We start from the raw sequence: 20,080 nt of genomic DNA, 5'->3' as shown, positions 1-20,080 counted from the left end.
CTGACGGTGAAACTGAACTTGAAACTGCTCTAGCTTATCGAAAATTCGACGAACCAGAAACAAAAAATCAGTGGCAGATATTCTCTACCACTGATGGCCTTTCGTTATAGCAAACAGCTTATCTTATTGAGCGTTTAACTTAAGCTTCTAGTGCTTTAGTCACTTTCTCAAACAAGTCTTTTGCTAGGTTGTCCATGTTCTTTAACGTCTCTAGTTCCTGCTTGATAAGAGCTTGACGAACATCGTCGTACTTACGGAACTTAAGTAGCGGGTCAATCAAACGTGAAGCCACTTGCGGGTTGCTGCTGTTCAGTTCGCGTAAGATTTCGCCAGCAAATGCATAGCCTTGACCAGACTTGTCGTGAAATTGAACCGGGTTCATGTTTAAGAATGAACCGACCAAGTTACGTGTACGGTTCGGGTTCTTCAAACTGAACGCTTGGTGCGACATCGACGCTTTGATCACTTCAAGGGCGTTTGAACTTGGGTTTGTACCTTGCAATGCAAACCACTTATCCATAACAAGACCATCGTGTTTCCACTTGTCACTGTAATCCGCCATCAAGGTTTCACGACATGGTAGTTGTGCACTGTTTGCCGCACCCATTGCTGCCATTGTATCTGTCATGTTGTTTGCTTGTTGGTACATAGCAACAACCAAGTCATTACCCTTTTCAGTATGCGCTAAGTAACTTAAACAAACTTTACGCAACGTACGCTTACCAATTGAATCATGGTCAATCGTGTATTCTGCTAATGCATTGATGTGGTAAACCGCAGCAAGTTCATCTTCAAGCTCTTTTGCTAACGTTACTTTCATTGAATGAAGTACTGACGCAACCGCATCGATGTCGACACGCTCGCACCAACCCGATACTTCATTGTGGCTTGGTAGAGAAAGCATTTCTGCAATAAACGCAGGCTCTAGTGAATCACTCAGCAGTACGCCACGGAATGCATCAACAACAGAATCAGAAAGCTCAAACGCTTGACCCTGTTGAACTTTCGCAACGTTACTGCGGATGTACTTCGCTAATAGCATTTGACCCGCATCCCAACGAGAGAATTCATTGAGTGCATTTACCATTAGGAAGATCAGTTCTTCATCTGAATAGTCGTATTCCAGTTTCACTGGCGCAGAAAATTCACGAAGTAATGATGGGATCGGTTGCTCAGAAACGTTTTCAAACACGAACGTTTGCTCTGCTTCTTTCACATCTAATACGTTATGAACTGGCTTTCCGTTACATTGTAACTCTACAACTTCACCCGCAGCCGTGTATAACTCGATATCAAGAGGAATATGCAGAGCCTGCTTTTCCGTTTGCTCATGAGTTGGAGACGTGACTTGGCGAGTTGTTAACGTGTATTGTTTCTTCTCTGCGTCGTAGTGGCTTTCAACAGACAGCGTCGGCGTGCCAGACTGGCTGTACCATAAGCGGAACTGAGACAGATCAACGCCCGACGCATCTTCCATTGCCGCGACGAAGTCTTCACATGTTGCAGCCGTACCATCGTGACGTTCAAAGTAAAGCTTCATGCCTTTTTGGAAACCGTCTTCACCCAACAATGTGTGGATCATTCGGATCACTTCACTGCCCTTTTCGTACACAGTCAATGTGTAGAAGTTATTCATTTCTATCACTTTTTCTGGACGAATTGGGTGAGACATTGGACTTGCATCTTCAGCGAATTGTGGCCCGCGAATAATACGAACGTTGTTGATTCGGTTTACCGCGCGAGAGCCAAGATCAGACGAGAACTCTTGGTCACGGAATACGGTTAAGCCTTCTTTCAAGCTTAGTTGGAACCAATCGCGACACGTCACTCGGTTACCGGTCCAGTTATGGAAATACTCGTGACCGATTACCGCTTCGATGCCTAGGTAATCTGTATCCGTAGCTGTTTGGTCGTTCGCGAGAACAAACTTAGAGTTGAATACGTTCAGGCCTTTGTTTTCCATCGCACCCATGTTGAAGAAATCAACGGCTACGATCATGTAGATGTCTAAGTCGTACTCTAAGTTGAAACGCTCTTCATCCCACTTCATTGAGTTAATCAAAGAAACCATCGCGTGGTTAGCTCTGTCTAGGTTACCTTTGTCGACAAAGATTTCTAGGTCAACGTTACGACCCGATTGCGTAGTATAAGCATCACGAAGTACATCAAAGTCACCAGCAACAAGTGCAAACAAGTAAGCAGGTTTTGGGTGTGGGTCTTGCCACTTCACCCAGTGACGTCCATTTTCAACTTCACCTTCATCAACACGGTTACCATTACTTAATAAGAATGGGTTCTCTGCTTTGTCTGCAATTACCGTTGTAGTGAATTTCGCCAACACATCTGGGCGATCCATGTAGTAAGTGATACGGCGGAAACCTTCCGCTTCACATTGAGTACAGAACGCGCCACCCGACTTGTACAAGCCTTCAAGTGCACTGTTCCCTTCAGGGTTAACTTCGGTAACGATGGTTAGAGTAAATTCTTTTGGAAGGTCATTCAGCGTAAGTTGAGTTTCAGACTGCTCGTACTGAGTCCATTCGTTGCCTTCAACCAAAACAGAAACCAACTTCAAGCCTTCACCATCAAGTACTAATGTCGCGCTGTCTTTCTCCTGCTTAACACTAGAAACAGCCGTAACGATGGATGCTGAGTCGTACAAATCGAAAGTAAGATCGATTTCAGAAATCGTGTGAGATGGTGATTGATAATCTTTACGATACTTGGCTTGAGGTGTATGTGCCATGACGGGTTCCTTTTGATCGTTATACGTAATTATTTTTTAACTGTATATATCTAAAGGTTGAGCGCCAATAAAACAAGGGGAATATTAAAAAAAGGAGGCATTGTAAGAAAATGCCTCCATGTTTTGCTATTTTATCAATCAAATCAGAAAGGAACGGCTAAGAAATGAACTGTGTGCCATATTTTCAACGAGCCGATTTTATGGTTAAAACTCGTCCTTAACGTATGCGATTAAGCACCGCGAACATGTCACCCTCTTCACCTTGAAGCGTCAAAACATCACTGTTCAATGTGTAACGAGTACCGTGTTCGCCGTTCTCATAAAGCAGTACTAATTGGTCGCCCTCGGTGTAATACACACCACGACGAATGACTTCACCCCCTTCTTCATCGGAAACTCGGAACATGAAGATAAAATCAGGTTGAAGCACTAAATCCATTTTTTGAATGTTGCTGGCTCGCAAGTCGCTTCCAGATAGTTCGGCGCTTGACCATATTCCAGCTAGGGCGTTGGGCAAGGCTTTGGTGAACATAACACCGTTAAGATTCAGCATATTATGGTTACTGCTGTACGCGTAAACCTGAGGCTCAGAAGTATTCAAACCCAAAATAATGGTGTCTTCATTGGCGTTATACAAACCTTCCCAATGATCCACACTGTAGTCTTTCTTTTGGATATCGATAGTGAATGAGTAATTTGAATCGAGAGTGAGTTTGATTGCTCTAAAGTTTTCAGTACCTTGCTCAGGATCTGGATTCATCAAATACCAATCACCAAGCAACAGAGGAAGGTCAAAATGAGATAGATTACTATCACTTTTTGATTGTTGACTGCTCGAAGCGACCTCGCTCCCAAAAGCAACAAAACTTAAACAAGATAAAATTAGTAGAATCCATTTCATACGCGCCCCCTCGTTTTCTTTAAGCTTAGGCACGTAATGATTAGAAAGCGAAAAAATATGATCCAAGTCACTAAATTTTAAGTGCGAAGTAACTTAAATGTCATTATCCAACGCAAAACAGAGCTAAATTACCCTGAATATTGAGTGTTATTTGCGCCAACCTAAACGGTTACAATCAGATATTTCTGTCAAATCATAGACACAAAAAAAGCGAGCCTCTAGGCTCGCTTTTTAAATTTTGCGTCTTGAAACAATCACCTTTTAACAGGCGTTTGCTCTATTTCTTGATCATATCCAGCATGATAGCAACAGACTCATCAAGATAAGCATCCGGGGCTTCATAGTCTTTAGGAATATCATCCAACGTTTTAAACGCCTCTAACTTAGCGGCTTTTTGACGTTGGTTAATACGCTCTAGACGAAGCGCATCCGCATCATCACTCTCTTGTTGACGAACCTTTTCATTAAGAGAAAGGTCGTTGTCGTCTTTATCTGCCTTATATTTTTCAATATCTTGCGCGATAAAGCCAAATTCCATGTCTGTTGCGATACGAGCTTGGTGTTTAGTCGTCAACGCTGCGATCTGCTCATCGTTACGCTGTAACACTGAGTACTTCGCTTTGTCGATGCTGTCCCAAGGAAGAGCGTTGTCTTCAACACTTTCACCAGTATCTGCAGGATCAATTGGCGTTGGGTAAGCAATATCAGGCACTACGCCCTTGTTTTGCGTACTACCACCATTGATTCGGTAGAATTTCTGGATTGTGTATTGAACGTAGCCCAACTCTTTATCGAACAAATCATAAATATGATTCAATGAGCGATGCTGTTGCACCGTACCTTTACCGAAAGAGTTTTCACCCAAGATGATTGCACGACCGTAATCCTGCATCGCTGCTGCAAAGATCTCAGATGCTGAAGCACTGTAGCGATTCACCAATACCGTTAACGGACCTTGGTAACTGATTTCACCATCAGTATCGCTGTTCACTTTGACACGACCGTAGCTATCACGAACCTGAACAACAGGCCCCTCTTTGATAAATAAACCAGAGAGTTCGGTTGCTTCCGTTAGTGCACCACCACCGTTGTTTCGCAAATCAACAATAATACCTTCAACACCTTGCTCTTTAAGCTCGGTGATCAGTTTATCGGTATCTTTAGAAAGACCAACATAGAAACTTGGTACTTCTAGTACGCCAATCTTCTTGCCATCTTTCTCGATAACTTCTGATTTAACAGCGCGGTCTTCTAAACGAATCTTATCGCGTACAATTGTGACAACGTGACTTTTTGCATCTTTACCGTCTGGCAAGATCTGTAGCTTAACTTTAGTCCCTTTCGGTCCTTTAATTAATTGCACTACATCGTCTAAACGCCAGCCGATAACATCAACAATCTCTTCGCCATCTTGACCAACGCCAACAATACGGTCGCCATCGCTCAATTGTTTGCTATTTGACGCAGGGCCACCAGCAACTAAAGATCGAATAACGGTGTAGTCGTCTGTCATCTGAAGTACAGCACCAATACCTTCTAGAGATAGATTCATCTCAGATTGGAATTGTTCTGCATTTCTTGGAGAAAGGTAACTGGTGTGCGGATCAACTTCACGCGCAAATGCGTTCATGTAGATTTGGAAAGCATCTTCATTGTGCGATTGCGTAATACGCTTCATCGCATTGTTGTAACGCTTTTCCAAAACTTCTTGAATCTCTGGCCACTCTTTACCAGTAAGTTTTAGATTCAACGCATCGTATTTAACGCGTTTTCTCCAAAGCTCATTCACTTCAGCGATATCTTTTGGCCATTCCGCTTCACTACGATTGAGCTCAATACTTTCATCAGTATCAAACTTAATCTCTGTATCTAGCAAAGACAATGCATATTGAAAACGTTCAAAACGCTTCTGCATAGACAAATTATAAACATCGAATGCAATCTGGTTATTGCCTGCTTTCAGTTGATCATCAATTTGTGTAGATGACGCAGCGAAAGAGTCAATATCAGCTTGAGTGAAGATATTACGATTATAATCCAGCATCTCTAAGTAACGATTAAAGATAGCTTGAGAGAAATCATCGTTGAGATTGAAGTGTTTATAGTGAGAACGAGTAAATCGAGAAGTAACACGTTTACTAGCAGTTTCGTGTTGGACCTCAGGAGCGAGTAGAGGTAAATCGTCCTGATCTAATTTGGCTTCAAGAGCCTGAGCTGAAGCTGCTAGCCAAAAGCTAGCAGCAATCAGTGTCAATTTTGAACGGCATTTCATGCGTAGGAGTATCTCCTTTAAGCGCGCAAGTGCTCCGCTTTAACAACCATTTGTAGGCCGTTTGCTAACTGAACACGCACATCTTCCTTATTGATTTCAACAATGGTCGCAGCCATGTTTCCTTTACCCATGTTCACATTTACTTCTTTGCCAGCGATGAATTCGTCAGCGTTCAAAGCGCGTGTTTCTACAGGCTTTTCTACTTTTGGTGCTTTAGGCGCTTGACGACGAGGCTGTTGAGCTTTCTTCGCCTTAGGTTTCGCTTTGCCTTCTTCACGAGCTTTTTGTGCTTGTTCTTTACGACGAGCCTGAACTTTCGCTTTGCTTTCTGCAAGTGTAGCTTTAGCGTGTTCAACGTGCTCTTCTTCTAGTGTGCCACACGCGTTGCCGTCTAGGTCAACACGTTCTGCGCCAGCTTTTACGCCGTGCAGGTAACGCCATGATGATGTGTACTGTCTTAACGCTGCACGAAGCTGAGTCTTACTTACTTTTTCGTCTTCATTTAGACGTTCAGCAAGATCTTGAAAAATACCAATTTTAAGTGGCTTCGCTTCACCTTCTAGAGTAAAGCATTTAGGGAAACATTCAGCAATATATGCGATAACTTCTTTGCTGTTTTTTAACTTTTCAGTGTTTTCCATGTGGGTTCCTGGTTTTTGCGGTTTTCCGCGAGCATTAAGAAAATATTTTTACGTATTATAGAGAGATGCTTGGGAAAAACCACAGTAAGAGAATAATTTATGCCTTGTTCGCGTGCGAATTAAGCAGCTTTTCCACTTCTGCCATGAAAAATGTTAATCCGTCCTCGTCAATTTGAGAAAAACGACCAACATTTGGGCTATCGATATCAAGAACGCCCGCTATTTTTCCACCAATCGAGAACGGAATAACGATTTCTGAGTTACTTGCAGCGTCACAAGCGATGTGACCTGCGAACTCATGAACATCATGAATGCGCTGAATTGTATTCGTCGCAACCGCAGTTCCACACACACCACGCCCTACTGGAATTCGCACACAAGCAGGTTGACCTTGGAAAGGACCCAGTACAAGTTCGTCTTTTTCCTTAGCTAGATCCTGCTTCATTAAATAGAAACCCGCCCAATTCAAGTCATCCAATTCCATGAATAATAATGAACTGATATTAGCAAGATTAGCAGTTAGATCGGTTTCTGATTCAATTAATGCAACGGCTTGTTTGGTTAAGCGTTGGTAATGTTCTATTTTCATATTAACTTCCAATTAAATTGAGACTTCCATTATCAAGAGAACGCAGTAGAATGCGGCCATCAAACTAAATAGGACTTATTCTCATTACAATGAACAATTCAGAAGACACTATTAGCCGTTCTTGGTTAATAACTCAAGTAAAAAAACACAAGTCCAAATTACTGTTTGCTAACATTATTGCCATATTTGCAACTCTCATTAGTGTCCCTATCCCGTTGCTCATGCCATTAATGGTTGATGAAGTATTACTTGATAAGCCCGCTTCAGGCTTAGAGATGATGAACCACCTACTTCCATCTTCATTACAAACACCGACTGGCTATATAGCACTAACTTTGTTGTTAGTGATTATCATGCGCTCCGTTAGCCAAGCGCTGAACATTCTGCAAGGGCGTCAGTTTACGCTTGTGTCCAAAACAATTACCTATCAAATGCGCAGCAAGATGATAGATAAGCTTGGCCGCATCAGTATTCGACAATACGAAACCAAAGGCAGCGGCGGTATTAACGCCCACCTAATAACAGACATAGAGACAATAGATAAGTTCATTGGCTCAACTCTTTCTAAATTTATCATCAGCTTCCTGACCGTGTTCGGGACAGCGATCGTGCTGTTGTGGCTAGAGTGGCGTTTAGGGTTGTTCATTTTACTGGTCAATCCTGTTGTGATTTATTTCTCCCGTAAACTAGGCAGCAGGGTCAAACACCTTAAGAAATACGAAAACCAATCTTTCGAGCGCTTTCAAAACCGTTTGGTAGAAACCTTAGACGGCATTTACCAACTGCGTGCGGCGAATAAAGAACGTATCTTTCTTGATGAACTTAAGGTTCAAGCAAACCAAGTAAGAATCGATGCCGACAAATACGCTTGGCAATCTGAAGCTGCTGGCCGTGTTTCGTTTCTACTCTTCTTATTAGGTTTCGAGCTTTTCCGTGCCGTCGCTATGCTAATGGTGTTATTCAGTGACTTAACCATTGGTCAGATTTTCGCAGTATTTGGCTACTTGTGGTTCATGTTAGGCCCGGTTCAAGAGCTGCTAGGCATTCAATTCTCTTGGTATAGCGCGAAAGCTGCACTGCAACGCATCAACGATCTTCTTCAATTAGAAGAAGAGAAGCGCCCTATCAGTAAAGTGAACCCATTTACTGAAGATCAAGAAGTGACAGTCGACATCGAAGACGTTACATTCTCTTACACATTGGAAAACACTGTTTTAAATAGGCTATCGCTGCACATCCCTGCAGGTAAGAAAGTCGCTTTGGTGGGCGCGAGTGGCGGTGGTAAATCTACGTTAATCCAGTTGCTGATTGGGGTTTACCAAGCAGACTCGGGTTGCATTCGCTATAACGGTGAAACAACCGATGACATTAGCTTTGATGTAATACGCAATCAAATTGCCGTTGTTTTACAACAACCTATACTCTTTAACGATACATTAAGGCATAATCTGACCCTTGGTGCTGAATACGACGAAATGTCGTTGTGGCGTGCGCTTGAAGTCGCTCAAATGCAAGATGTCATCAAGCAACTGAGTAATGGCTTAGATACACAAATTGGTAGGAACGGCGTTCGACTGTCTGGCGGTCAACGACAACGCTTAGCAATAGCTCGTATGGTGCTGAGCAATCCTAAGTTTGTTATTCTTGATGAAGCGACATCTGCACTCGATACAGCAACAGAGTCGGCCCTGCATAAAGCTCTGAGCGAGTTTTTGAAAGATCGCACAACTTTGATAGTGGCTCATCGATTATCAGCGGTGAAACAAGCCGATCTAATCTATGTTTTAGAAGATGGACAAGTCACACAGACGGGAACACATGGTGAATTGGTTGAACAACAAGGACTCTATCAAACACTCTACGGCAGTGTGCAATCGCACGCCTGATGTTTGTGGCTCTGAGTCTTTAAGTCGGGTTGCTCACCTAACTTACGTTTCAACTAGGGAGGTCGCGTGACCTCCCCATCTGTAACCAACCCTTTATCAACAAAACACCAATGCGACAGCAGCTCAGTGCGTCTTTGCCAGGGCTGCGAACTTCCCGTAGATAAAATGGACATCCCTTTAGGGAAATCCGCTTACTGCCCAAGGTGCGGAACTCAACTTTATAGAGGCGGCACCCCTAGCCTCTCTGGAAACCTAGCAATCGCAATTACCTGCTTATTGCTGTTTATCCCGTCGCACTTTTTTGAATTCATCAGTATTCGCCTAATTGGTGTCATGATTCCCGCGACGTTACCATCCGGCGTCTTTACCTTGATGGGCGAAGGTTTTCCTCTGCTTGGTTTGCTGATCCTGTTCTGCAGTTCGATCGCTCCGTTGCTCGTGTGTACGTCGGTACTCATCACTCATGCCTCATTGCGTTTTAAGATCTTCACACCCTTTCGTTATGCATTAGCCATTATTCAGACTCTCAAACATTGGATGATGTTGGATGTGTTTCTGGTAAGTTTGGCGGTCTCATGTTTCAAACTGCAAGATTACTCAGACATTTTCGTCGGCCCTGGTTTGCTTGGCCTGATTCTTCTGCAGCTTTTCTGCGTATTACTGGTAAGCCGTATCAGTGTGCGTCGCTACTGGGAAGCTTGGGCAAAAGAATCTGAATACTCTTTTGCTGAATCTAAGAACGTACACTGTCACAACTGTCACCTATCTCAGCCGGACGGCCATATTTGTGTGCGTTGTCACCATGATTTATATCACCGTAAGCCCTACTCTATACAGAAGACTTGGGCTCTGCTATTTGCCGCATCCGTGGCTATCGTGCCAGCCAATGTCATTCCTATTTCTATTCTTATTACCAACGGTCAAAGGCTAGAAGACACCATCATTTCTGGTGTCGCTTCGCTGATTAATAGCGATATGTATGGCATCGCTGCGATCATTTTCATTGCCAGTATCGTCGTGCCCGTTGCGAAAATACTGGGCCTCGCGTACATCTTAATCTGTATCAAGATGAAGCGCGCCGTTTACCACAGGCAACGTATGACCATCTATTTCATCGTAAAATGGGTGGGAAAATGGTCGGTAATGGATCTGTTCGTTATTTCGATCATGATGACCTTGGTCGACCGAGGACAAATTTTAAACTTTACACCAGGTTATGGTGCAGTCGCTTTTGGCGTCGTAGTTGTTCTCACGATGCTAGCAGCGGAAAGCTTAGATCCTAGGCTAATTTGGGATAACTACACCTCTAAAGATGAGTCAGTGAATGAACAACGATAACCAATCACAAACGTCATATTCACCAGAAGTAAGGAAAAACAAAGGCATCTCACCTTTGTGGATTCTGCCGATATTAACCGTCGCCTTAGCCGGTTGGTTGGTCATGAAATCGATACACGATGCTGGGCAACGTGTGCAGATATACTTCTCAGATGCCGCAGGTTTAGTCGCAGGTCGAACAACGATTCGTTACCAAGGCTTAGAGGTGGGTATGGTGCGTGACATCACTTTATCCAAAGATCTATCGAGTATCTATGTCGATGCTGACATCTACCCAGAAGCGAAGAAGCTACTCTCAAAAGGCACTCGTTTCTGGCTTGTAAAGCCGACAGCAAGTTTGTCGGGTATCTCAGGATTAGACGCACTTGTTTCAGGTAACTATATTGCTATCCACCCGAGCGAAACTAAACAAGACCCAGAAACCGTTTTCCAAGCCTTAGAATCCTCCCCTTCTGACTTACTGGCTTCTGAAGGTTTGAATATTTCACTGACGACCAAAGATCTGGGCGGCGTGTCTGTTGGTTCTCAAATCGTTTACCGTAAAATCCCAATTGGTGAGGTTTACAACTACCAGTTAAACGACAACGCGAAATCCGTTACGATTCAAGCGTCAATTAAAGATGAGTACAGCCATATAATCACAGACCAAAGCCGTTTTTGGAATGTCAGTGGTTTAGGTGCAAGTATTGGTTTTTCCGGTGTTGATGTTCGCTTAGAGAGCCTAAGTGCATTGCTTGGCGGTTCAATTGCGGTCGACTCTCCGGGAGAAGGCCAACCGGTTGAGATGAATACTAAGTTCAAACTCTACCCAGATCTGAAAACAGCGGGTCGAGGTATCTCTATCAAGATCGCCGTACCAGATGACAACAAGATCAGTGCAACGGGTGCTCCGATCATGTATCGCGGCATCGAAATCGGTCAAATCACTGATTTATCGCTAAGTGAAGGGCGTGAAAACGTCGTCGCATCTGCCGCTATTCAACCGGCATTCAGTGACTTTTTAAATAGTGGCAGTAAATTCGTTCTAGAAGAAGCTGAACTGTCGCTTACTGGCATGAAAAACATTGCCAATTTAGTGACAGGTAACTTTTTAACCTTGGTACCGGGTGAAGGTGAAAAGGCGCGTCGATTTACTGCGATCCGCAAAAATGAATTCAGTCAGGAACAAGAGAAATCCGTTGCGATTCGCTTAACATCGAACAATTCGTTCGGTTTAGATGTCGGCACACAACTGCTCTACAAAGGCATTGCCGTTGGTTCTATCATCCATGTGGGATTAGTTGATGGTGTTGGTACGGGCTCTGATAAACACGAAGTCTTCATGGATGCACTTATCGATAATGAGTACGCGCATCTTATCAAAAGTCACAACCGTTTCTTCGTGACAGGCAGTGCGACCGCAGAGCTAACCGAATCAGGCTTGAGTGTTACGGTCCCACCAGCAAAACAGCTTCTTACTGGCTCGATTAGCTTTGTAAGTGAAGGCAAATCTGAAGCTCGAACGGACTATCAACTTTTCCAAAGTAAGTCGTTAGCAGAAATCGCTAAGTTTAATCAGTCTGGCTCAAAGACACTTTCGTTGTTTGCCAGTGAGCTACCTTCAATATCTAAAGGCAGCCCACTACTCTACCGCAACCTACAAGTGGGTAGTATTTCTGATTTTCAGCTTGCCGACGGTGGCGTAAGAATTAAAGTCACAATCGAAAATCGTTACACGCACTTACTCAACAAGCACACTGTTTTCTGGAACCGTTCAGGCGTTGAAGTTGATGCGTCACTATCGGGTATCAGCATTAAAGCGGCACCAGTTAAAACCCTTATCCAAGGCGGTATTGCTTTTGACTCTCTGCCAGGAATCGACAACAAACTTGGTGACGTGTGGAAGCTTTACAAAGATTCAAAATCCGCTCGAAAATTTGGCCGCGCGATTACTATCACCTCTTCTGGCGATCAAGAAGTCAGCAAAGGCATGGCGATCAAATATCAAGGTGTCACTGTTGGTGAGGTTACTTTGGTGATTCCGAACTTCAACAAGGGCGGTATTGAAATTACTGCGCGTATTTTACCTGAGTACGTCGACAAGATTGCCGTGGCGAACAGTCACTTCTGGTTGGCAGAACCTGAGATTGGCCTTAACGGCATCAAAAACGTCTCCGCGCTGCTATCTAAGCACATCAACGTAGATCCGGGTAAAGGTGAAAGAAACACGAAATTTGAGCTTAGCAAAGGACCCGTGCAGCCTGAAGGCAAGATATTCCAACTGCAAAGCGAAACGCGAGGCTCGGTATCTGAAGGTACGCCTATCCTATTCCGTGAGCTAGAAATTGGCAGTGTTATTGATGTTCAGCTAGGTGAGTTTGCCGACCGTATCATCTCTACGATTCAAATAAAGCCTGATTACGCGTATCTAATCCGCGCAAACACCGTGTTCTGGAACGTGTCGGGCGTCGATGTGTCTATCGGCCTGTCAGGCGCAAACATCAAAGCCGGAACGGTAGACAGCTTGTTAAGAGGTGGTATTACATTCTCAACGCCACCGACAAATGAACTTCAACCAGTAGCAAGCGAAGATCAGTCTTTCTACCTCTATCCTCAAGCCGAAGATGAATGGAAATCATGGAGAACAGCAATTCCTCGTCCATAGAGTGAATTCCCTGACGTTTCCGGAAGATTAATTCTTCATCAAAATGCAGCCATTCGGCTGCATTTTTGTTGTTTGCTATAAATATGGTTTAGGGCGGCCTCATTTTGCTTTAAACTCCCCGCATTAATGCAATAAATCGAGACACTCTTTTGCACGCTAACGTATATATTCCTGAAGAATTCCTAACGCACATCGAAGCAATCATGCCTAGTCATCTAGATATGGCTTCTTTTATTGCGTCATGCCAAAAACCACTTCGTAAAAGCATTCGAGTCAATACATTGAAAATCAGTGTTGCAGACTTCCTAGTACGATCAAAAGAGAAAGGCTGGGAACTGGAACCTGTACCTTGGTGTGAAACGGGCTTTTGGATTACAGCTGATGAAAGTGAAGCGCCACTAGGTAATACGGCAGAACACATGTCTGGTCTTTTCTACATCCAAGAAGCAAGCTCGATGATGCCACCCTCGGCACTTTTCCAAGGTGAAGCTGATTACCAAGCGGTGTTAGACACTGCGGCTGCACCCGGTTCTAAAACAACGCAAATCGCTGCGCTAATGAATAATCGCGGTGTATTGGTTGCCAATGAGTACGCAGCAAGCCGTGTGAAAGTCCTTCACGCTAACATCGAACGTTGTGGTGTTCGTAATGCCGCTCTAAGTAACTTTGACGGTCGAGTTTTCGGTGGTTGGTTACCAGAACAGTTTGATGCTGTGTTGCTAGACGCACCCTGCTCTGGCGAAGGCACCATTCGTAAAGACGCTGATGCGATGAAGAACTGGACGTATCAATCTGTGGTCGACATTGCCGACACGCAAAAAGATCTGATTGAAAGTGCATTCCATGCTCTTAAACCTAATGGTGTTTTGGTTTACTCAACGTGTACGCTTAGCACCGAAGAGAACCAACAAGTGTGTCATCACCTAAAAGAAACCTTTGGTGATGCGGTTGAGTTTGAATCTCTGGAGTCACTATTCGACAACGCAAAAGCAACCACGACAGAAGAAGGCTTTCTACACATATTCCCACAGGTTTATGACTCGGAAGGCTTCTTTGTTGCACGTATCCGTAAACTAGCGTCTGTTACTCCACCAGAAGTTAAAAAGCGTATGGGTAAATTCCCATTTGAAAAAGCATCAAAGAAAACTCAGCAAGAAGTCGCTGAAGAACTGATGAGTACTCTCGATATCGAATTGCCAAGCGATACTCAAATTTGGATTCGCGACAAAGACGTTTGGCTATTCCCAGAAGCGCTAGAGCCGATGATCGGTGAATTCCGTTTCTCTCGCATGGGAATCAAGATCGCCGAAACCCATAAAAAAGGTTACCGCTGGCAGCACCAAGTGGCGACAACGCTTGCAACGGGTAATGAAGCTAATGTTGTCGAACTAAGTATTGAAGATGCCCGTGAATGGTTCATGGGACGCGATGTTCGCCCTGAAGGCTTGTCTGGCAAAGGTGAAGTACTAGTGAAGTACAATGGTGCAATCATCGGCCTTGGTAAGTGGGTTGGCAACCGAGTGAAGAACGGTTTACCACGCGAACTCGTGCGCGATAAGAACCTTTTCTAAAAGCGTTCGCACTGAACACACCTTGATAAACAAAAAGCCCAAACAACGTTAATTGTTTGGGCTTTTTCTATTCTATCAGCCATATAAGTCAGTGTGCGAGCGCTTGTAAATCAACAACTAATTATATAAATATCAATTCAAGTCACTATTTCCAAAAAGAAAAATCGCACTTTCGGGAATCTAAACTAGACTTCAATCTAATAGTCAAAAGATTAAAACGATTAGCGTAGGCTCTTCGGAGCCCTTTCCCCTAAGCCCAAACAGGAAGGTTTGGGCTTTTTTTTGACCGAAAGGATCGCTTATTTAACTAAGCTGATACCTTCTTTATCGATAGTGATCTTACCAGATTTGTACAGACCACCAATTGTCTTCTTGAACGTACCTTTGCTGGTTCTGAATGCAGAGAAAATAGCGTCAGGAGAAGACTTATCATTCAAAGGCAGGTAACCGCCTTTCTTCTCAAGCAGATCAAGAACCTTAGTGCTTAGGTCATCCATCTTAGCGACACCAATCTTCTGAAGAGACAGATCAATCTTACCGTCTTCTTCACGAACGTTTTTAATGTAGCCTTTTAATGTTTTACCAATGAACAGCTTACCGATGATGTCAGATGGGAAAATCATACCCCAGTGTTCACCGTTCACGATCGCTTTGTAACCAAGTTGGCTGCGCTCAGCGATAATGAGATCGACTTGCTCATTTTGCTTATAAGTCGCAGGCGTGTTGTCTAACCATTTGTTGAACTTCGTTGTACCAACGATACGGCTCGATGCTTTATCGATATACACATATACTAAGATTGACTGACCTTCGTTTAAACGGCCACGCTGCTCGCTGAAAGGAACAAGAAGGTCTTTACCTTTCACGCCCCAGCTCATGAATGCACCAGTGCTGTTAACACCTTCAACCGTCATCAAACCAAACTGGCCTACTTGAGCAATTGGTTTTTCAGTGGTTGCAGCGATCTGGTTGTCAGAATCAATGTATAGGAAAACATCTAGCTTTTGACCAATTTCAACACCTTCAGGAGTAAATCGTTTAGGCAGCAACACGGTTCCATAGTCGCTCGCGTCAAGGAATACACCGAAGTCTGCTTGTTTTACTACTTCTAAGTTGTTTATTTGACCAATATTAATCATCAAGATTGTCTCTACTTTAAATTTGGCGGAGATTATACGTGATCTCTGATATGCTTTCGCTAGTTTCATTCATATTTTTACATTCTAGGAGACATCGTTGATCACCGTTGATAAACAAGATGCGATAACACTTAAAATTAACCATGCCATGGCTAAGACAAAAAAGCTCGACATGGACGTTTATCTATTCATTCCCGGTGAACTTGGACTGACTCCTGAAGTGCTTTCTGAAAGTGCCTTTTTCTACAGCTCAATCACTCAAAAACGTGCCTACTACAGTGACAAAACACTTTTACCTTTGGTGCACAGTCGCTTAGCTAAGCGTGGACGATTGTCGATTACGCAGTATCGTGTCAGTTTGAGTTTGTTCGCCTATCAATATGTTATCGCGTTAGATAAAGCGGTAAGTAGCCTGAATAAGAATGATAGTGACGACGTAACGGCTGATGAAGTAGATGAAGTCATTGAACTGGCTTTAGATATCCTCAAGAAACTTCGTCGTAGTATTCCTTATGAAGAGAACCTTAAGCGCTACTACGCCAACATTGATAACTATCTTTCATGGTACACAGAGCAAAAGTTCTTATCGCTGGTATCTCATATGCCACGTGGCAGCGAGTACTCCACAATTAAGGAGCGACTCTTAACGCTTTGTGATAAGGAAACCGCTCACCGCAAGCTCAACCGCTACAACTCAGCTAGGGTACGTGAAGACGTCACCCGTCTGAGTAACAAGATGCGACTGCTGCGACGTTTAATAGAACACCCTATCGTACTCAAGGAGAAGACAACCTCCATGGGTAAGAACGTTAAGCGTGCCGTGAAAGGCATTGCGACCGGTTTGGTGATGGTTGTCGTGACTACTACTGTGATCTTGGCTCGTGACTTTCTTGGTGAGATTACCGCCTCCTTCATCGTGGCGATGTCATTCATCTATGCGTTGCGTGAAATCTTTAAAGATGACTTGAGAGACATCCTTTGGCGCTGGCTGCGTAAAGGCAAACCTAAATGGAAGCGTCGTTACTTCGACCCGACGACCAATAAATCTGTCGGTCATAAACTCGAGTGGTTGGACTACGCAAGCTTTTCTAAGCTAGCAGACCGTATTCAATCGATACGTAAGAAGCGTGTCGTCCAACGTGAAGAGCAAATCCTGCACTATCGTTCACACACTGAGATGTCGACATCGACGTTCATGAGTGGTTATGAAGAGACCCGTGAAACGTTATCCATCAGCCTCAGAGCGCTGACACGATTGATGGATAAGGGTTCAAACAAGGTGTATCGCTTGAATGAAGGCCAAGTTAGCCGTGAATCAGTAGAAAAGCGCCACTTGCTCAACCTGATCATTAAAGAGAACAATCACGATAACGAACCGACCTATTACCGTTGGAAAATCGTAATGAACCGTTCAAAGATCGTCGACATCGAGCAAATCACTCAAGAATCTTAACTTTTCTACAGTATGTAGAATGGTATGTGGATATTCAATTCACATACCGCTCTTCCACTTATTCACTTATTCAAGCTTCCATCTACTTCCTAGACGGGACTTTCTTAATCGAAAGCGTTAGCGTGAACTCGGCCATTGGCTCATCGCCATGCAAAGATGGGCAAGTCGCGATAATGGTCACAGGTTGGTTTACACGCTCCCCAGTAGACATCGTTTGTTCTAGCATGGTGTTGATCAACTCACCATCGTTACAAGTGAAGTGTACATCGCCTTCCGGACGCTTTAAGAAGTTGCCCGTCACCTCTTTAAACGCCAACGAAATCTTTTCACCTTGCTGCTGAGATTTGCTCATCGCAAGAAAACCACCCGCCACATCAGCACCCACAGCCAAAACACCAAAATACATGCTATTAAGGTGGTTCTTCGTTCGTCTTTTAAGAGGGATTTTGACCTCAACATGTTGGTTATCCAGTGCGAGCAATTTTGGTCTGCATAACCAGATCAGAGGCACTTTGAAAAAACCAAACATGCTCAAGTAGAAATTTGCTTTTTGTAGAGGGGTCAACATTCGGATTACCTAGTCAAATAAGTCATCAGACCAGTTAATCGATTAGCGATAGAGATGTCAAAAAAATGTTACAAAAAAGAGATATCATCGCATAATGATATCTCTCATTCTCAAAGCTTTAGCGCTTCAAATAAACGGATATAGCAAGTTGATTTACTAAGACAACAAACCGATTTATGCAGTCACGACCGTTTCTACGCCTTCAAGATCAGCTATGTAACTTTGTAGGCGTGGGTAATCGACTAAGCCTTGAGTTACTAGCAGCACTGGTTTCTTCGCGTTCAGGGTTGCTTTAACAATCATATCCAACAAAGTAATAACCGCCTCGTTTTGTGGATCAAAAGCGTGTTGCTGAGCTTCATTGTGTTTGTCTACGCCTAGAGTGAAACACGCTAAGCTATCAACGTTTACCACTACACCATCGAAGTAATGCAGCAATCTTTCGCTCAGTAGCACTGCAGACGGCACATCGCACGAGAACAGTACTTTCAAACCGTTAAGACCACGTGGTAACCCTTGCTCGGCAAGCAGGTCAATAATCTTAGCGGCATCGCTTAACGCACGAACGTAAGGCACAACTACTTCAACGTTGATGCCCTGCTCACGTAATGCCTTAATAACCTGACATTCTAAAGCGAAAGCCTTGCTGTATTCTGGTGTCGCATAGCGAGCAACGCCACGAACGCCTAGTGCTGGGTTAACCTCTTCAGCTTCACAGTTCCCGCCAAGTAGCGAACGGAAGCCATAGCTGTCTGCACTACTTAATGCGATACGAACAGAAGTGTGATTTGGCTGAACGGCAGCTTGAATGGCAATCACTAAGGTCGACACAAAATGCTCATCGACTGTTTTATCGCCAAGAATTGCATCTAAAGACGTTTTTTCGATATCAGTCAGTGTATCTAAGTGACTTTCGATACTTGGGTGGTAGAAGACACGATCCATCACTAATTCTGATAACGAAACGTATAAGTGGTTGGAATTATTATTATCGTTATAAGAAGGCAGCACATCACCTAAGACAAGTTCTGGGTGCAAAGTGCTTTGATTTTCTTGAGTCATTGCTGCTCCAGCATTTTTATGTTGTGTTCAAACGAAAATACCGATAGCTGCCTGTTAATACAAGTGAAAATCCCTTATTTGACGCTGCCCTGCTGATAAAAATAAGAATATTAGCAATAACTGAGATAACTTTGACTCAATAGAGTTTATTCCTCTGTTCAATTCCGTTATCTTAACCACTTCGCAATAGAATAAAAAAGCTATCACATGCCATTAAAAACTGATGAGTTGAGAACCCAAGCTCTGGGTCCTATGCCAACTCCTGCCGAACTAGGCAATGCACACCCTATTACTGACGACGTTGCTGAGCGCATTAAAAATTCTCGCCGCCAAATCGAAGACATCCTAACTGGTCGTGATAACCGCCTATTAGTTATCGTAGGCCCTTGCTCTGTTCACGATACAGATGCGGCACTTGATTACGCTGAGCGCCTAAGCAAAATTCAAGACCAGTACAAAGATGAACTGTTCGTGGTAATGAGAACCTACTTCGAGAAGCCTCGTACTGTTGTAGGTTGGAAGGGTTTGATTACCGATCCTAACCTCGATGGTTCATACGCACTTGAAACAGGCTTGAATAAAGCTCGTAAGCTTCTGCTAGATATCAACAAGCTTGGCCTAGCTACCGCGACTGAATTCCTTGATATGATCACAGGTCAGTACATTGCGGACCTTATCACTTGGGGCGCGATTGGCGCTCGTACGACTGAATCTCAGATTCACCGTGAAATGGCTTCTGCACTGTCTTGCCCAGTTGGCTTCAAGAACGCGACCAACGGCAACATCAAGATTGCTATCGATGCAATTCGCGCAGCACATGCTTCACACTACTTCTACTCTCCAGATAAGAACGGCCGCATGACGGTTTACCGTACTTCTGGCAACCCATACGGTCACGTTATTCTACGTGGTGGTGATAAAGGCCCTAACTTCGACGCTGAATCTGTAGATGCTGCATGTAAGCAACTGGCTGAATTCGACCTGCCTCAACGTTTGGTTGTAGACTTTAGCCACGCTAACTGTCAGAAACAACACCGTAAGCAGTTAGAAGTTGCACAAGACATTTGTGAGCAAATTAAATCTAATAAGAACCAAATTGCAGGCATTATGGCAGAGAGCTTCATTATTGAAGGCAACCAGCCAATGACAGATATCAACAACCTAGAATATGGCAAGTCGATTACTGACCCATGCCTAAGCTGGGAAGATACTGCAACAATGCTAGACATGCTTGCAACAGCAATTAAAGATAGAAACTTAGCTTAAGGAA

Annotated in this window: 14 protein-coding genes; 6 read left to right on the top strand and 8 right to left on the bottom strand. The window is 43.8% G+C overall.

What is annotated here, in order from left to right; all coding sequences use genetic code 11:
• Nucleotides 1-139: 139 nt before the first annotated feature.
• From pepN to MSG38_RS05370, 5 genes are all read right to left on the bottom strand, one after another.
• The gene (gene pepN, locus MSG38_RS05390) at nucleotides 140-2,746 is read right to left on the bottom strand and encodes an aminopeptidase N (protein ID WP_248401225.1); all 2,607 of its coding nucleotides are present in this window, start codon (nucleotides 2,744-2,746) and stop codon (nucleotides 140-142) included.
• Between the two features lie 217 nt (nucleotides 2,747-2,963).
• Complete coding sequence (locus MSG38_RS05385) at nucleotides 2,964-3,647, bottom strand: hypothetical protein (RefSeq protein ID WP_019823244.1); 684 nt, start codon at nucleotides 3,645-3,647, stop codon at nucleotides 2,964-2,966.
• Nucleotides 3,648-3,924: 277 nt separating this feature from the next.
• Complete coding sequence (gene prc / locus MSG38_RS05380) at nucleotides 3,925-5,919, bottom strand: carboxy terminal-processing peptidase (RefSeq protein WP_248401224.1); 1,995 nt, start codon at nucleotides 5,917-5,919, stop codon at nucleotides 3,925-3,927.
• 17 nt (nucleotides 5,920-5,936) lie between these two features.
• The gene (gene proQ, locus MSG38_RS05375) at nucleotides 5,937-6,560 is read right to left on the bottom strand and encodes an RNA chaperone ProQ (protein ID WP_017057223.1); all 624 of its coding nucleotides are present in this window, start codon (nucleotides 6,558-6,560) and stop codon (nucleotides 5,937-5,939) included.
• Nucleotides 6,561-6,657: 97 nt separating this feature from the next.
• A complete protein-coding gene (locus MSG38_RS05370) occupies nucleotides 6,658-7,149 on the bottom strand; it encodes a GAF domain-containing protein (RefSeq protein ID WP_248401223.1) in 492 nt (163 codons plus the stop codon).
• Between the two features lie 89 nt (nucleotides 7,150-7,238).
• On the opposite strand from MSG38_RS05370, the gene MSG38_RS05365 reads away from it, so the two are divergent.
• From MSG38_RS05365 to rsmF, 4 genes are all read left to right on the top strand, one after another.
• The gene (locus MSG38_RS05365) at nucleotides 7,239-9,035 is read left to right on the top strand and encodes an ABC transporter ATP-binding protein (RefSeq protein ID WP_017059690.1); all 1,797 of its coding nucleotides are present in this window, start codon (nucleotides 7,239-7,241) and stop codon (nucleotides 9,033-9,035) included.
• A gap of 66 nt (nucleotides 9,036-9,101) precedes the next feature.
• Nucleotides 9,102-10,373, top strand: coding sequence for a paraquat-inducible protein A (locus tag MSG38_RS05360; protein ID WP_248401222.1), 1,272 nt, complete (start codon nucleotides 9,102-9,104; stop codon nucleotides 10,371-10,373).
• Nucleotides 10,360-13,017, top strand: coding sequence for an MlaD family protein (locus MSG38_RS05355; protein ID WP_248401221.1), 2,658 nt, complete (start codon nucleotides 10,360-10,362; stop codon nucleotides 13,015-13,017). The genes MSG38_RS05360 and MSG38_RS05355 overlap by 14 nt, the downstream gene beginning before the upstream one ends.
• A gap of 149 nt (nucleotides 13,018-13,166) precedes the next feature.
• The gene (gene rsmF / locus MSG38_RS05350; RefSeq protein WP_248401220.1) at nucleotides 13,167-14,588 is read left to right on the top strand and encodes a 16S rRNA (cytosine(1407)-C(5))-methyltransferase RsmF; all 1,422 of its coding nucleotides are present in this window, start codon (nucleotides 13,167-13,169) and stop codon (nucleotides 14,586-14,588) included.
• Between the two features lie 299 nt (nucleotides 14,589-14,887).
• On the opposite strand, the gene MSG38_RS05345 is transcribed toward rsmF, so the two are convergent.
• On the bottom strand, nucleotides 14,888-15,796 hold the full coding sequence (locus MSG38_RS05345; protein ID WP_179947250.1) for a S1-like domain-containing RNA-binding protein: 909 nt from the start codon (nucleotides 15,794-15,796) through the stop codon (nucleotides 14,888-14,890).
• Between the two features lie 28 nt (nucleotides 15,797-15,824).
• Here MSG38_RS05345 and MSG38_RS05340 point away from each other — a divergent pair, with 28 nt between their 5' ends.
• On the top strand, nucleotides 15,825-17,180 hold the full coding sequence (locus tag MSG38_RS05340; protein WP_048612139.1) for a hypothetical protein: 1,356 nt from the start codon (nucleotides 15,825-15,827) through the stop codon (nucleotides 17,178-17,180).
• A gap of 82 nt (nucleotides 17,181-17,262) precedes the next feature.
• Here the strand turns inward: MSG38_RS05340 and MSG38_RS05335 are convergent, their stop codons facing one another.
• Nucleotides 17,263-17,748 (bottom strand): DUF4442 domain-containing protein, encoded by a 486-nt coding sequence (locus tag MSG38_RS05335; protein WP_086969797.1) that lies wholly within the window; start codon nucleotides 17,746-17,748, stop codon nucleotides 17,263-17,265.
• Between the two features lie 174 nt (nucleotides 17,749-17,922).
• Complete coding sequence (locus MSG38_RS05330) at nucleotides 17,923-18,810, bottom strand: putative PEP-binding protein (protein ID WP_248401219.1); 888 nt, start codon at nucleotides 18,808-18,810, stop codon at nucleotides 17,923-17,925.
• A 207-nt stretch (nucleotides 18,811-19,017) separates the two neighbouring features.
• Here MSG38_RS05330 and MSG38_RS05325 point away from each other — a divergent pair, with 207 nt between their 5' ends.
• On the top strand, nucleotides 19,018-20,076 hold the full coding sequence (locus MSG38_RS05325) for a 3-deoxy-7-phosphoheptulonate synthase (protein WP_048615990.1): 1,059 nt from the start codon (nucleotides 19,018-19,020) through the stop codon (nucleotides 20,074-20,076).
• Nucleotides 20,077-20,080: the final 4 nt, after the last annotated feature.

This window comes from Vibrio sp. 1CM24A, assembly GCF_023161725.1.
Lineage (GTDB): Bacteria > Pseudomonadota > Gammaproteobacteria > Enterobacterales > Vibrionaceae > Vibrio > Vibrio coralliirubri.
The sequence above is the reverse complement of the archived record's forward strand: the minus strand, read 5'-3'. Positions and strand labels throughout refer to the sequence as shown.

Excerpts from the sequence above, each read along its gene's own strand:
- MSG38_RS05365 (WP_017059690.1), top strand. The coding sequence starts at position 7,239 with ATGAACAATTCAGAAGACACTATTAGCCGTTCTTGGTTAATAACTCAA.
- MSG38_RS05370 (WP_248401223.1), bottom strand. The coding sequence starts at position 7,149 with ATGAAAATAGAACATTACCAACGCTTAACCAAACAAGCCGTTGCATTA.
- MSG38_RS05325 (WP_048615990.1), top strand. The coding sequence starts at position 19,018 with ATGCCATTAAAAACTGATGAGTTGAGAACCCAAGCTCTGGGTCCTATG.
- prc (WP_248401224.1), bottom strand. The coding sequence starts at position 5,919 with ATGAAATGCCGTTCAAAATTGACACTGATTGCTGCTAGCTTTTGGCTA.
- MSG38_RS05345 (WP_179947250.1), bottom strand. The coding sequence starts at position 15,796 with ATGAAACTAGCGAAAGCATATCAGAGATCACGTATAATCTCCGCCAAA.
- MSG38_RS05385 (WP_019823244.1), bottom strand. The coding sequence starts at position 3,647 with ATGAAATGGATTCTACTAATTTTATCTTGTTTAAGTTTTGTTGCTTTT.
- pepN (WP_248401225.1), bottom strand. The coding sequence starts at position 2,746 with ATGGCACATACACCTCAAGCCAAGTATCGTAAAGATTATCAATCACCA.
- proQ (WP_017057223.1), bottom strand. The coding sequence starts at position 6,560 with ATGGAAAACACTGAAAAGTTAAAAAACAGCAAAGAAGTTATCGCATAT.
- MSG38_RS05335 (WP_086969797.1), bottom strand. The coding sequence starts at position 17,748 with ATGTTGACCCCTCTACAAAAAGCAAATTTCTACTTGAGCATGTTTGGT.
- MSG38_RS05355 (WP_248401221.1), top strand. The coding sequence starts at position 10,360 with ATGAACAACGATAACCAATCACAAACGTCATATTCACCAGAAGTAAGG.
- MSG38_RS05330 (WP_248401219.1), bottom strand. The coding sequence starts at position 18,810 with ATGACTCAAGAAAATCAAAGCACTTTGCACCCAGAACTTGTCTTAGGT.